Annotated in this window: 10 protein-coding genes; 4 read left to right on the plus strand and 6 right to left on the minus strand. The window is 43.5% G+C overall.

Going from position 1 to position 14321, the window contains the following annotated elements; genetic code table 11:
- Window positions 1-114: 114 nt before the first annotated feature.
- Entirely contained in the window at window positions 115-801 is a 687-nt protein-coding gene (locus SFRI_RS04065) for a DUF2057 domain-containing protein (protein ID WP_041412788.1), read from the minus strand.
- A gap of 79 nt (window positions 802-880) precedes the next feature.
- A complete protein-coding gene (locus SFRI_RS04070; RefSeq protein WP_011636265.1) occupies window positions 881-1726 on the minus strand; it encodes a pseudouridine synthase family protein in 846 nt (281 codons plus the stop codon).
- A 181-nt stretch (window positions 1727-1907) separates the two neighbouring features.
- Here SFRI_RS04070 and lgt point away from each other — a divergent pair, with 181 nt between their 5' ends.
- Window positions 1908-2684, plus strand: coding sequence for a prolipoprotein diacylglyceryl transferase (gene lgt / locus SFRI_RS04075; protein ID WP_011636266.1), 777 nt, complete (start codon window positions 1908-1910; stop codon window positions 2682-2684).
- Window positions 2685-2793: 109 nt separating this feature from the next.
- Here lgt and SFRI_RS04080 read toward each other — a convergent pair whose 3' ends face one another.
- On the minus strand, window positions 2794-3636 hold the full coding sequence (locus SFRI_RS04080) for a sulfotransferase domain-containing protein (RefSeq protein WP_011636267.1): 843 nt from the start codon (window positions 3634-3636) through the stop codon (window positions 2794-2796).
- Between the two features lie 524 nt (window positions 3637-4160).
- Between SFRI_RS04080 and SFRI_RS04085 the strand changes: the two genes are divergently transcribed.
- Window positions 4161-5651 (plus strand): SulP family inorganic anion transporter, encoded by a 1491-nt coding sequence (locus SFRI_RS04085; protein WP_011636268.1) that lies wholly within the window; start codon window positions 4161-4163, stop codon window positions 5649-5651.
- Between the two features lie 29 nt (window positions 5652-5680).
- Window positions 5681-6538: a universal stress protein gene (locus tag SFRI_RS04090; RefSeq protein ID WP_011636269.1), complete on the plus strand. Its 858-nt coding sequence runs from the start codon at window positions 5681-5683 to the stop codon at window positions 6536-6538.
- 424 nt (window positions 6539-6962) lie between these two features.
- On the opposite strand, the gene fdhF is transcribed toward SFRI_RS04090, so the two are convergent.
- From fdhF to SFRI_RS04105, 3 genes are all read right to left on the minus strand, one after another.
- Window positions 6963-11183 carry a formate dehydrogenase subunit alpha gene (gene fdhF, locus SFRI_RS04095; protein WP_011636270.1) on the minus strand — a complete coding sequence of 1407 codons (4221 nt, stop codon included), beginning with the start codon at window positions 11181-11183 and terminating at the stop codon, window positions 6963-6965.
- Window positions 11184-11625: 442 nt separating this feature from the next.
- On the minus strand, window positions 11626-12342 hold the full coding sequence (locus SFRI_RS04100; protein WP_011636271.1) for an oxidative stress defense protein: 717 nt from the start codon (window positions 12340-12342) through the stop codon (window positions 11626-11628).
- A gap of 164 nt (window positions 12343-12506) precedes the next feature.
- On the minus strand, window positions 12507-13412 hold the full coding sequence (locus SFRI_RS04105; protein WP_011636272.1) for a LysR family transcriptional regulator: 906 nt from the start codon (window positions 13410-13412) through the stop codon (window positions 12507-12509).
- A 100-nt stretch (window positions 13413-13512) separates the two neighbouring features.
- Here SFRI_RS04105 and SFRI_RS04110 point away from each other — a divergent pair, with 100 nt between their 5' ends.
- A complete protein-coding gene (locus SFRI_RS04110) occupies window positions 13513-14319 on the plus strand; it encodes a class II aldolase/adducin family protein (RefSeq protein ID WP_081430151.1) in 807 nt (268 codons plus the stop codon).
- Window positions 14320-14321: the final 2 nt, after the last annotated feature.

Below are 14321 nucleotides of genomic sequence, written 5' to 3' on the forward strand. Positions count from 1 at the left end.
AAAGAGTGAGCCTCAAAGTCATTCGTCTCAAAATCATTAATCTCAAAGAATGAGTGTCGAATTATTCAAGTTCAAACTCTAGGTTTTACCTTCGTTCAATAACACCCTTCATTATCAATTTATTTTGGCTTTAAACTCTGCTTGGGTATTAGGATTGGCTTTTTGATACCAATAATCGAGCATTCTACTGACTTCTGCTTGGGTGATATCTTCAGTTTTATTAACCTGAGTGTCGGCGGTATTGTTACTTGCTGTAACCTCAGTCGTTTTTGCGACTGGCACTAGTGCTACTGGTGCAGCAGTAGTTGTTTTTGAGGTGATACGTTTAGCTGATACAATTGCAGCTATGGCACCAGATTCATTATATAGCGCGATTTCTTGAGCAAAATTACGGCCAATTTGTAAGCCTGACTTCATCAGCTTATCTTGAGTAAATACAATGCTTTTACCCGTATTGTCGGTTAACGTTATAGTGGGTTGATCATTAAATTGATTGGCGCGTGAGGCAGAGTTAATGGTCGGCAAAGTGAGTTGATAGTTTTGCTCGCTGGCCTGAAAACGCAAAATAACAACATCAGAAACAAAATCATTTTGGCTGCCATTATCTCGGTAACGGGCTTGATAGCGAAAAGCGATTTGTTGCATGTTATCGGGCATGCTTAAGTCCAGTTTTACACTAGATTGCTGTTGTGAGGCTTTACCATTAACTAATACCGTTTCGGCTCTGTCTGGCAGTTGTAAACTGGCGGCGATGCCCATAGGGCTAAGAGTAAGACAAAGTAACGCGATGATATGACGCATAGTGTGTGGTTCCATTGATGTTGATGAACAATATTGTTTGTTATGTGTAAGCACAATAATTGCTTATTTACTTCATTGCTTAATGGGTAATAAATGCTGGTCGGTAATGCTCTGGCAGTTCAAAGGTTTTTAGCGTGTTGCTTAATGGGCAAACAAAACGGAAATAACACGATGTCAGTGCAAGGTCGGGCGAGTGCTCGTCGCCATTGCCATGCAAACGGTCGCCTACAACGGGGTGGCCTAAGCTTGCCATATGAATACGAATTTGATGCTTACGACCCGTGTCTATTTTTACCTGTACCTTGGATTGATTTAACTCTGAGTTGTAGGTCAGTAAGGTGGCGTGTGATAACGCCGGTTTATTATCGACTGGAGTATTAATGGTAACGGGATTGCTCGGAAACTCACCTTCAACAATCACTTGATAGTACTTTTCTAATTCGCGAGTTTCAAACAGCTTAGCAATAGCGGCAGTGGCTTTTTTACTGTGTCCCAATACTAATAATCCGGTGGCAGCACGGTCTAGGCGATGAATAATAAAGGCATTGCGCTGTGGCTGCATATTTAATTCAGCATAGCGATTAATAGTGGTGTGATCGCTCCACTTTGAGCCCTGGCAACGCATACCATAAGGCTTGTACCAAATGCTGTATTCAGCTTCATCAAACAATAACTCAGCGGGTGTGACTTGTTCATCTAGAATGTATTGATTGTAATAAAGATGCAGCTTGTCACCCGGTTGCAAAGGTTTTTTTGCACGGCGAATACGATTAGTTTGTTTACCATGGCTGTGCCAAATAGCGCCTTTTTGCATAGCATCTTTCAATACTTGCTTACTCAGGCTACTGACTTGCGCCAATAGCTCAATGGCGTCAGTACTGTGCTCGGTAATATCAATATGGTATTCGGTTTTATCGGCCATCATTTGGTTAACTCTAACAATGCAGTTTATCAGCAGTAAATAACGCTAAATGTTACCTTATTTAGCGCTTCAATGTTGATTAGTTAATGAAACTTTCTCTTCGCTTAAGTATCTATGTATCATCTGTCGTAAAGTTGTTTTAGCATAACGCGACAAAACACCATATCAATCTGGAGTAGGTAACTTGGAACACATCGTTTGGGATTTTGATCCTATATTAGTCTCGTTTATGGGATTAACCGTACATTGGTACGGCGCGCTTTTTGCGTTGGCTATAGCCACTGGTTTTCAGGTGATGAAGCACTTTTACAAAAAAGAAGGCTTAGATGTTGAGTCTCTTGATAATCTATTAGTGTATTGCGTTATTGGCATTATTGTTGGGGCACGTTTAGCTCATTGTATTTTTTATGACCCTGGATACTACTTTGCTCATCCGCTGAAGATATTTGCGATCTGGGAAGGTGGGCTTGCCAGCCATGGCGGCGGGTTAGGAGCGATATTAGGTCTGTATTTTTACCAACGAAAAGTGAAGTTACCGTTTTTATTTTTACTTGATCGTTTAGCTATCGCGACTGCTATATTTGGCTTTTTTGTGCGTATGGCGAACTTTGCTAATTCAGAAATTTTGGGCGAACCAACAACTGAGCCATGGGGCATTATCTTTAAGCGCATCGATATGTTGCCGCGCCATCCTGCGCAGTTGTATGAATCGTTTGCCTATTTATTAATATTTATCGGCCTATACGCCATTTATAAATACACCAATATGAAGCAAAAACACGGGGCTATATTTGGCCTGTTTTTGGTGCTGGTCTTCAGCGCGCGTATCGCGATTGAAAGTGTGAAAGTTAGTCAAGCTGCATATCATGAGTCAATGCTCAGTGCTGGCCAGTGGTTAAGTTTACCGTTTCTATTTACTGGCATTGTGTTGCTGGTTATGGCTTACCGTAAACGCACTTAGTATGCTGACAAACTGAAAGTGATATCCAATAAAAACGTCTTATTGCTACTGCAATAGGACGTTTTTTTATGAACAATCTAAGTCAGGCTTTAATGCTTTTTATTTGGCATTACATTCCAGCAGGTAAATACTTAAAGCGCTTCATTTGCTCGTAATGGGTAGCAACAATTTTTTGTACTTGCTCTGGTGTCAGTTTGGTTTTCCATTGATGCTTGCCACCATTCCTAAAGAAGGCATTAGCATTTTCATGTTTTTCAACAAAGCCGAGTTTAGTTTCTTGGGCTTTCAATTGAGCAAAAGAAGAGTGCTTAATGGCATTTTTCAGGCGGACAGGATCTTTTTTCAAACCTAAAAAGGATTCTACTTTACGGAAGACCTTTTTAGGATCATCTAGCATATCCTCATAGCGTAAAATCAGCTTTGATGCGTCATCGGCAGTCCAGCTAGACACATGCATAGACCAAGAGGTAATAATTTGCGGCACATGCGGTGCTTCATTTGGCGTGCCTGTCATTTCTTCAGCCATATAAGCTATGGCTTCATCGATGCTATAACCAAAGTAATTGGCCATTGAGATTGCCACATCTAATGGGTTACGAACCACATAAATTGCTCCTGATGTGACAGAGGAGTTATGCAGTGGATGACCGTTGTATTCGCCTAGGTAGTTGTGGGTTTTTACAAATGTGGTGCCATTAGCTTGATGCGCAATATCAGCCTGAACCTGTGGTCTTAGTACACTGACTTCTTCTAGAGTCAGTTCGGTGGTGGCCGTTTTGTCTTTTGGTAAATAATGCTGGTAACGATGCGCGGCCGACTCTGCTGTCGAAATGGTGTGCATGGTATTAATATCAATCGGTTGAGCTTGATTTTGAATATAGTTTTCTAAAAATGCGCGTACCCAAGTGTTACCCGATTTAGGGTAAGAGGCCACCCAAAGTATGTTTCCCATCCGTAATCCTTTGTTATTATTTTTACGTCTTTCAATACAGTAAAACTACCGATAATTGTGCAAAATGGCAAGTTTACTGGGGGGTTGTATAGGGATTAGACTGTGAGCATTAAAAGGTGATAGCTGAGTTTTATATCCACTTTAACTGCTCTGACAAGGCTCTAAACCAGCAAACGTGTACGCGGTGTTACTGTTTAAACGCTTTGATTTTACTTATGCAACCCTTTATACTTGCCGCTGCATTTTTATGCACTGCGCGTTTAATAAATTTTAAGCCTAATTTACACATATTGCCGAGGTCGTTTTTCCATAATGAATATTAAGCCGCATTAGTTTTCCCTCCCTATTTGGATCGTTAAGATCCGTCCGTAATTGCTGCCATGTTGGTAGTTTTTGTTGTATATCACTATCCAATATCATTTTGTCGCATTAATGAGTTAATTTCACCGCTGACGCACGCTGATATATCAGGCGTTAACATATGTTATTGGCATATTGGCTAACATTAAAACAGAGTAAAATACATGATACAAAACATGAAAAAAGAATGGTTTTCCAACATCCGTGGAGATCTGTTAGCAGGTATAGTCGTCGCGCTAGCGTTAATTCCTGAGGCGATTGCCTTTTCTATTATTGCTGGGGTTGATCCAAAAGTGGGTTTGTACGCTTCATTCTGTATCGCTGTGGTCATCGCGTTTACGGGTGGACGTCCTGGAATGATCTCTGCGGCCACTGGAGCTATGGCGCTATTGATGGTGACCTTAGTTAAAGAGCATGGTCTTGAGTATTTATTAGCAGCAACGTTATTGACCGGCATATTTCAAATTGCAGCAGGTTACTTAAAGCTTGGCAGTTTGATGCGTTTTGTCTCGCGTTCGGTGGTGACTGGCTTTGTGAACGCACTCGCCATTTTAATTTTTATGGCGCAGTTGCCAGAGCTTACTAATGTGACATGGCATGTATATGCCATGACCGCAGCAGGACTGGGTATTATTTACTTATTCCCATTAATCCCTGTTATTGGTAAATCGTTGCCGTCACCTTTAATTTGTATTGTCGGCTTAACCATTTTTGCGGTTTACATGGGATTAGACATCCGTACCGTAGGCGACATGGGACAACTTCCTGATACGTTACCAATCTTCCTTTGGCCAGAAGTGCCATTAACCCTTGAAACGTTAATGATCATCTTCCCTTATTCAGCTGGTCTTGCTGTTGTTGGTTTATTGGAATCAATGATGACAGCGACTATTGTTGATGATTTAACCGATACGCCAAGTGATAAAAACCGCGAATGTAAAGGCCAAGGTATTGCTAATATCGGTGCTGGTTTAATGGGCGGCATGGCAGGTTGTGCCATGATTGGTCAATCTATTATCAACGTTAAATCTGGCGGGCGTGGGCGTTTGTCGACCTTCTCTGCCGGTTTGTTTTTGCTTATTTTGATCGTGTTTTTAGGTGATTGGTTAAAAATGATCCCTATGGCTGCACTTGTTGCCGTGATGATCATGGTGTCTATTGGAACCTTCTCTTGGGATTCTATTCGTAATCTTAAACATCATCCTTTATCGACCAATCTTGTGATGGTCGCCACAGTTGTTGTGGTTGTCGCTACCCATAATTTAGCGATTGGGGTATTTGTAGGTGTGTTACTTGCCTCGTTATTCTTTGCTAATAAAGTGGGTCGTTTTATGGTGGTTAAGAGCACCGACACCACCGCAGAAGCTGGCCGTCATTATCAAATTGTTGGCCAAGTCTTTTTTGCCTCAGCAGATAAGTTCAGCAACTCATTTGATTTCAGAGAAGTGGTTGAAAAAGTCACTATTGATTTATCTTTGGCGCATTTTTGGGATATTACTGCGGTATCGGCGCTTGATAAAGTGGTGATTAAATTCCGCCGCGAGGGCACTGAAGTTGAGTTAATTGGTCTTAACGAAGCCAGCGCTACCATTGTGGATAAATTTGGTGTGCATGATAAACCCGAAGACGTTGAAAAAATGATGTCAGGTCACTAAGCCCATAGCAACACCATAAAAGGATAATAATGATGACAAATGTGATTGCCTGTATCGACGGTTCAAAAGCAACACGCGCGGTATCTGATGCTAGTGGGTGGGCGGCTATGCAGTTGAACGCCCCTGTGACGTTATTACATGTATTGGATAAGTCTGCCTATCCTACAGAGTTAAATCTGTCGGGAAATATTGGCCTTGGTAGCCGAGAGCATTTACTTGCTGAGATGGTTGAACTTGAAGGGCGCATGAGTAAACTCGCGCTCGAACAAGGTAAATATATGCTACAAGATGCTCAAACGAGCATTGTAGCGGCGCAACCTACTGTGACGGTGCAAACACTGCAGCGCCATGGGGATTTAGTGGAAACGCTGCTTGAGCAAGAAGCTGATGCCAGACTGGTGGTTATTGGTCGTCAAGGTGAGCAGCATCAAGATCAAGCGCAAGCGATTGGCAGTCATTTAGAAAGTGTTATTCGCACGCTTAAGCAGCCGATTTTAGTGGTGATGCCTGAGTTTGCAATGCCAAGCCGTTTTATGATCGCTTATGATGGCAGCGCCACCTCGAAAACAGTGCTTGAACGAGTGATTAGCAGCCCACTACTTAAAGGGCTCGGATGTCATTTAGTGATGGTGTCTGACAATCAGTCTCAAGCGCTAACCGAATTGACCTCGGTTGCAGACTCTCTTACTGAAGCTGGTTTTGAGGTAACAACTGCGGTTTGTCAGGGCGAAGTGCAAACTGCTCTTGAAGCTTACCAGCTAGCACACCAAATTGATTTAATGGTAATGGGTGCTTATGGTCATTCACGTATTCGTGAGTTTTTTGTTGGTAGTAACACGACACGGATGATCAGTAAAAGCCACATCCCATTGTTATTGTTACGCTAAACAAAAAGACTAGCGTCGCTTCGCTGCTAGGGTGGACTACGTCCTGCTAGGATCGCTTCGCTGCTAGGGTGGACTTACGTCCTGCTAGGGTCGCTTCGCTGCTAGGGCGGACTTACGTCCTGCTAGGATCGCTTCGCTGCTAGGGCGGACTTACGTCCTGCTAGGATCGCTTCGCTGCTAGGGCGGACTTACGTCCTGCTAGGATCGCTTCGCTGCTAGGGCGGACTTACGTCCTGCTAGGATCGCTTCGCTGCTAGGGCGGACTTACGTCCTGCTAGGATCGCTTCGCTGCTAGGGCGGACTTACGTCCTGCTAGGATCGCTTCGCTGCTAGGGCGGACTTACGTCCTGCTAGGGTCGCTTCGCAACTAGAGCGGACTTGCGTCTTAGATTCTTGATTTTATAGGATCTAGCCGCGCAGCGACCTAGCGACCTAGCAGCGTAGCGCCCCTTGGCTGCAGTGACTTTTCTGCTTTAACAGCACACACCTTATATTCTGGAATTTTTGCAATGGGATCCAATGCATTAATGGTCAGTTTATTGGCTGCGGCTTCGGCAAAGTGGAATGGTAAAAATAATACTCCTACCTGAGCCCGCTTAGTCACAAAGGCGGCTATATCTATTTCTCCGCGGCGAGTACTCAGTTTCAACATATCACCGTTATTGACTCCCAATTGTTCGGCATCAAAAACCGAAATCATTACTCTGGGCGAGCCTTTAATATCCAGTTCCGGGGTTTTGCGCGTCATAGTGCCAGTATGGAATTGTTCCAGTAAACGGCCTGTTGAAAGGGTTAATGGATATTCGCTATCGGGCATTTCGGCAGGTAGTCGATAACTCACTGGCATCATTCTGCCTTTACCGCGTAAAAATGTTTCGGTATGCAAAATCGGTGTGCCAGGATGGTTTTCATCAAAGCATGGCCACTGTATACCATCTACCTTGTGTTCAAGTCGTTGCCAGGTAAGGCCTTGATATTGCGGGGTGACGTGGTTAATTTCTTGCCAAATATCTTTGGTGCTGTGGTAATGCCAATTAGCATCAAGGCTGTTGGCAATCATTTGGATAATTTTCCAGTCTACAATCGCATCCCCCGGAGGGGTTAACGCGACACGTAATTGTTGTACCCGACGTTCTGTATTGGTGAAATGGCCATCTTTTTCGGCAAAGGCGGTTGCGGGTAATACCACATGAGCCATCTGCGCGGTTTCGGTTAAAAAGATATCTTGCACCAGCATAAATTTAATTTTGGATAGTGCAGCGATGACATGAGCTTGGTCCGGATCGCTTAGCACTGGGTTTTCTCCCAAAACATACAGAGCATCGAGTTTACCTTTCACAATCGCCTGCATGATTTCTGTTGCTGCTAATCCTATCTCTGAATTTAGCGATGTATTGCCCCAAGCTTTGGCAAATTTAACGTTATTGAGTGGGTTATCGACTTGCTGATAACCGGGATAATAATTGGGTAACGCGCCCATATCACAAGCACCTTGAACATTACTTTGGCCACGTAGTGGGTTTAGTCCGCCGCCCGTTACGCCAATATTGCCACACAACAATTGCAAGTTGGAGGTGGATACAACGTTGTCGTAACCTGAGGTATGTTGAGTAATTCCCATGGCATAATACAAGGCAGTTTTGTTTGCTGTGCCAATCATTTTAGCCATAGCGGCAATGTCTTCGGCATTTACACCAGTAATTAACGCTGCATTGACTAAGCTGTAATCAGGCTTCATCACTTCTTGCTTGAGCAATTCATAGTCTTCAATACGGCTATTGATGTAGTGCATGTCTTGCCAGTTATTGATGATAATTTGCTGCATGATGGCATTCAGTAGCATCACATCTGTGCCAGGTTTATGTGATACATATAAATGGGCACTGTCTGCAATAGCCGTTCTCTTTGGGTCCGCGACAATTAAGCGCGCGCCGTGTTGGCTAACGGCTCGTTTAATATGCGAGGCGATAATAGGGTGGGCGCTGGTGGTATCGGATCCTATAATTAAAATCACATCTGAGTCTTTAATGCTGGGAATATCATTGGTCATTGCGCCGCCGCCAATGGTATCGGATAGCCCTGCGACAGACGATGAATGACATAATCGTGCGCAGTGATCAATGTTGTTGGTGCCCATAATGCTACGGGTGAATTTTTGCATTAAATAGTTTTCTTCATTGGTGCATTTAGCTGAAGACAATGCAGCAAACTTGCTTGGCCCAGCGGCATCTTTAATCGGTTGCAGTTGCTGTGCTATATAACTAATGGCTTCAGACCAAGAGGCGGGTTGCAGCTGACCATTTTTGCGAATTAATGGCGTTGTAAGGCGTTTAGGACTGTTTAAAAAATCAAAACCAGAGCGCCCTTTAACACATAACATGCCTTCATTGACCACTGATTGAGTATCGCCAGATACTCGCATTACATGATTTTTGTCCTGATCGACATGCAGTTCAACCCGGCAACCAACGCCACAATATGTGCACACGGTTGAGGTTTTGGTTAACGCTCTGTCGCTACCTTGGGTTTTATCGCGGGCATCAACCAAAGCGCCAGTAGGGCAAACTTGAACACAGTTACCGCATTGCACACAATCGCTGTCATTCATCGACGCAGTAAAGCCAACACGAGGGGCGTTGCGGCTAATGCCTGTTGTTGCAGCATCGGGTAGTGCTTGATAACTATTGGCTTCAAAGCTGATAACGTTATGACCACTTTGTTGATGGCAAGCATCAATACAAGCGGCGCAACTGATACAGCGATTAGCATCGAAAGTAATAAAAGGCGCACTGTTATCGACTTTAAATTTACGCGCCTGAGTTTGATCCAGTGTTTTTCCGTCGACTTTATATTCGGTGGCATAATCGCGTAATTTACAATCGGTATTGGCTTGGCAAGCGCACTCCAAACAGCGCATCGCTTCTTTCATTGCCTCATCGGGAATGAATCCTAGTTCTACCTCGGCAAAGTTAAGCGCTCGATTGAGCTGGTTTAGCTCTGGCATTTTTAAGCGGCGACGCTTGGCTGTCTCTGGGTATATCTCAGCAGATAACGAGGCTGTTTTGTTGGCCTTTCGTGAGTTAAATAGTCCAGGTTCTAAATGACAAGTTAAGCCTTCAGTTAACAATCCTTCAATGGCTTCAGCGGCTTTTCGGCCATCTGCTACCGCACCAACAGCAGTACCAGGGCCAGTGCGGGAGTCACCGATAACAAATAGTTTTTCTACCCCTGCAGACATGGTTTGCTCGCAGCCAAGGAAGGTATGCCAGCGGGTGAGGGCAATATGACCAGTGTCTATTTGATTTTCTGGCTGGTCTAAAAAGGCTAAATCCACTTGTTGAGATACCGCAGGTATTACGGTGTCGAATGCTTCTTCAAAGGTTTCTCCAGTCGCTTTGGGAGAGCGGCGACCAGATTCATCGGGCTCGCCGAGCGCCATTTTAGCAAAGGTGACGGATTTAACCCGGCCTTGGTCATCGCTGTGGTTTTCCAGGGGATTAGTGAGAAAATGAAATTTAACCCCTTCCTCTTCTGCTTCATGTATTTCATAGGGCTCCGCTGGCATTTCATCACGGCTACGGCGATAGATTAAGGTCACATCTGCACCATCTCGCACAGCGGTTCGAGCGCAATCAATCGCAGTGTTACCGCCACCAATGACGGCCACTTTTTTGCCTGTAATGAATTTTTTGTCGGTGCAATAATCGCGTAAATAGTCCACACCTAAATAACAACCGATTAAATCACTGCCAGGGTAATTCATTGGCACGGCTTTTTGCGCACCAATCGCGAGGCAAACCGCATCATAATTGGCCACTAATTCGGTTAAATTGGTATCACGACCCAGTTCAACTCCCGTTTCAATTTTAAGTCCGTTGCGGGTGAGCAGTTCGATCTCTTTATCGAGTATATCTTTAGGTAAGCGGTACTCAGGAATACCGTAACGTAACCAGCCTCCAGCTTTAGGAGCCGACTCCATAATGGTCACATCGTGGCCATTATTAGACAAATAATAACCCGCGGTTAATCCTGCAGGGCCACTGCCGATAATGGCAATGCGCTTGTTTGTGGCTGGTGCTTTTGGAGGAACATAAGACTCTGCATCTTGTAAATCTAAGTCTGCTGCATGACGTTTTAATTGACGAATCGCCACAGGTTCATCTACCAGTCCGCGGCGACACTGGGCTTCACAAAAAGCGGGGCAAACACGGCCAATAGACAAGGGTAAAGGTAAGGTTTGCTTGATGACTTTGACGGCTTCTTTATGATCGCCTCTGCCGATATGATACAGATACGATTGCACGTCAACGCCGGCAGGACAGGCAGTTTGGCAAGGTGCTTCACAATCCGCAAAGTGATCACTCAGAATATCTTTGAGTGCTTGTTGACGAAGATGGCTTAAGTGGCTCGACTGAGTAATGACCTCTAAACCAGTTTCTAGCGGTGTTTCACAGGCGCGAACACATCGTAAACTACCATCATGGTTTTTGATTTGTACTTGGCACAAATTGCAGTGTTGTCTCTCTTGGCGATGAGAATAATCACATAAGCTAGGGATGTTAATACCGGCGTTTTTTGCTGCCTTTAATAAGCTGTCTGCTTTAGGAAGCGAAAGTGTTGTTCCGTCGATAGTGATATCAATCATTGCAAAGCCTTTTCAATTTTTTGAGTTACGGGCAAAGTCTAATGCCTTTGAGGATGGGACGAGTAGGGCGTCAATAGGGATAAACAACTAAACCTAAAATGGGGTTAATGTCAGCAATGGCAGATTAAGCTGATAACCTTGCTCTGGCATCCACAGTCTATGTATCAAGTTTAATTTGAGGAGTGATTTTCAGATGTGACTTAGATCATTTTTATTGCGATTAAATGTGTATTTTATATTAATGTTATAATAAACAATTAACTACTTGTGGTTTTATCTCGTAATTATTGCTAGGAGAGTGATGATTTGTTGTCATTGTTCACGATTGTGGACAGTTGGCTGTGATGAGAGGATTCATTACTGTTGCAACCATTGCTGTTAAAACCATTGCTGTTACAAAAAAGCAGGCTGAGTAAATGATATTCAACCCGCTTGTTTATTGTTACTTCAATCTAAAAACCACTTCCACTCTGTCGCTAATCGCGACTTGGCCTTGTTGATAGGTTTGCGCTACATCGGCATTCATTTTCATGCTGGCGCGGTACATTTCTGGCTGATTGGCTTGTTGCGGAAAGTATCTTACTTGCCATACCCCAGCAATTTGTTCACCAAAGCCTTTTGCTAAAGATTGAGCTTTTTGCTTGGCATCATCAATCGCGGCTTGGCGAGCTTGAGCAATGATTTTGGTTTCTTGGCTCGACTTTAGTTCGATATTATTAACGTTATTAATCCCTTCAACCAAAGCGCTGTCGAGTAATTCATTTAAGCTGTTAAGGTCAATTACGGTAATGGTCATTTGACGGCTAGCGTTATAACCCGTGAGTTTACGCGGTTCATTTTGCACATACATATATTGCGGATTAAGTTGTAAGTTAGCACTTTGAATGTGTTTTTTGTCGACTCCAGCCTTGAGTAATCGTTGCATAAATTGGCTGACGGCTTCGTCGGCTTTGTCTTTAGCGGCTTTAGCGCTATCGGCTTCTATAGATACTTGAACATTGATAATAGCCATGTCTGCTGCAGCTTCAATGGTGCTTGTTCCCACTGTTTCAATATGAGCAAAACTGAGCTCGGCCGCTTGCACTGTCGATAAACTGCTGGTGGCGGTTAAGGTAAATAATGAAGCAGAAATGATGCTTGTGAGTAATATTTTGTTCATTGATAACTCCGCTAATGGTTAGCTAAATACTGTTTTCACACAGGTAAAGTGGGTCTGTTATGAGTGTAAACGGTGCAAATATAAAAAAGGGTTTTTATTTTTGACTATTTTCTGCGATTTATTTCTTACGGTTTATTTATGACTTACTAACTACTTAACAGAAACTAAAACAACTGTGCTGAGATATTAAGCAGTTTGTTTCTGATCCATTGATTTACCGGATCGTCTTGGGCTTGTTGATGCCAATACATGTGTACCGCCAGTTCTGGCACTTCAAAGGGGAGTGGTGATACTACAATTGGCATGGTTTGTTGTAACAACATGGCGTAGGTGTTTGGCATGGTCATGATCAAATCTGATTGGCAGATGACGCTGATGGCGGCAAAGTAATGCTCGCAACGTAATGCAATATTGCGGCTAACGCCTTGATGGGCAAGCGCCATGTCGACGGTGTCGATGCTGAAGTCTTTTAAGCTCACTAATGCATGAGATGCGGCGGCATAATTAGCGAGGGTGAGCTGCTGTAAAATCGGATGGTTTTGGCGACACACTAATGAAAATCGTTCGCTGCATATTAGAGTGTTGCAAATATCTTTATGGGTTGGCATCAGTACATCGATAACGATATCTAAACTTTGCTGCGCCAGTGACGGCTCAAGTTCAGTGCGTTTAATTTGACGACTGTTTAAGGTGATGTTGGGGGTGTTATTGAGTAAATCGGGCATAAGAATAGGAAAGAACATTGACTCTAATATGTCTCTTAAGCCCAGTTTTATCTCGCGTTTGTGCTGTTGTATGTCAAATGTAGCGGGCTGGCTAACAGTATTATTGAGTAACAGCAGCGCTTGTTGCACGTCGGGAATCATTTTTTGGCATAAGGCGGTTGGCACCATTTTACGACCATGACGGACAAATAAAGGATCGTTAAATTTGTCGCGCAACCGAGCAATAGCGTGGCTCACAGCCGGTTGTGTTAAGTGTAGCTTACTGGCCGCAGCAGTAATACTGCCTTGCTGATATACCGTGCTCATAATGAGGAATAAGTTTAAATCAATCTTACTATGCAGCATATTAATAGTTATCTATGATTTAGTATCATTTGAATTTATTTTAGGCTTGGTTAAATTAAAGTCAAACTAAACCAATAAAAGCAGACTCAACATGACCGCTATAAATGACACTCAAGCACAGCAAATTCAAAAGATGACCATTGGCACAGATAAATATCCAATGCCGTTACCGCCAAAGTTTGATAATAAACAACAGCAACAACAATATGAAAAACAGCGTCTAGCGGCGGCATTTAGAGTATTTGCCCATTATCGATTCGACGAAGGATTAGCGGGGCATATCACCTTGCGTGATTGTATTGACCCTGAGTCATTTTGGGTTAATCCGTTAGCGGTGCATTTTTCTAAAATTAGGGCTTCTGATTTAGTGCGAGTTGATCATAAAGGCAATATTTTGGAGGGTAAGCATCCAATCAATAATGCCGCATTTGCGATTCATTCGCGTATTCACCATGCTCGCCCCGATGTCAACGCAGTGGCTCACGCCCATACTACTTATGGCCGTGCATTTTCATCACTAGGAGAGTTACTTAAACCTATTTCTCAAGACGCATGCATGTTTTATGAAAACCACAGTGTGTTTGACACTTTTACCGGCGTGGTCGCCGATTTATCTGAAGGCGATATGATTGCTGAGGCGCTACAAGGCCATGCTGCGGTTATCTTACAAAACCATGGCTTACTCACTGTCGGTAAGTCTGTTGATGCGGCAACGGCTAATTTTGTCATGTTAGACAGTTGCTGCCATAGCCAGTTATTGGCACAGGCGGCGGGTGAACTTAAATTGATTGGCCATGAAATTGCGACTAAAACTCGCCAAATTAATGGCTCAGATTTAGTGACATGGGGTAATTTTCAACCTTTGTATCAGGTCATGTTGGCGCAAGATAACAGCTTTTTAGATTAAGC

Origin of the sequence: Shewanella frigidimarina NCIMB 400, assembly GCF_000014705.1 — a bacterium.
Classification (GTDB): domain Bacteria; phylum Pseudomonadota; class Gammaproteobacteria; order Enterobacterales; family Shewanellaceae; genus Shewanella; species Shewanella frigidimarina.

Excerpts from the sequence above, each read along its gene's own strand:
- SFRI_RS04065 (WP_041412788.1), bottom strand. The coding sequence starts at position 801 with ATGCGTCATATCATCGCGTTACTTTGTCTTACTCTTAGCCCTATGGGC.
- SFRI_RS04070 (WP_011636265.1), bottom strand. The coding sequence starts at position 1,726 with ATGATGGCCGATAAAACCGAATACCATATTGATATTACCGAGCACAGT.
- SFRI_RS04080 (WP_011636267.1), bottom strand. The coding sequence starts at position 3,636 with ATGGGAAACATACTTTGGGTGGCCTCTTACCCTAAATCGGGTAACACT.
- SFRI_RS04085 (WP_011636268.1), top strand. The coding sequence starts at position 4,161 with ATGATACAAAACATGAAAAAAGAATGGTTTTCCAACATCCGTGGAGAT.
- SFRI_RS04090 (WP_011636269.1), top strand. The coding sequence starts at position 5,681 with ATGATGACAAATGTGATTGCCTGTATCGACGGTTCAAAAGCAACACGC.
- fdhF (WP_011636270.1), bottom strand. The coding sequence starts at position 11,183 with ATGATTGATATCACTATCGACGGAACAACACTTTCGCTTCCTAAAGCA.
- SFRI_RS04100 (WP_011636271.1), bottom strand. The coding sequence starts at position 12,342 with ATGAACAAAATATTACTCACAAGCATCATTTCTGCTTCATTATTTACC.
- SFRI_RS04105 (WP_011636272.1), bottom strand. The coding sequence starts at position 13,412 with ATGCTGCATAGTAAGATTGATTTAAACTTATTCCTCATTATGAGCACG.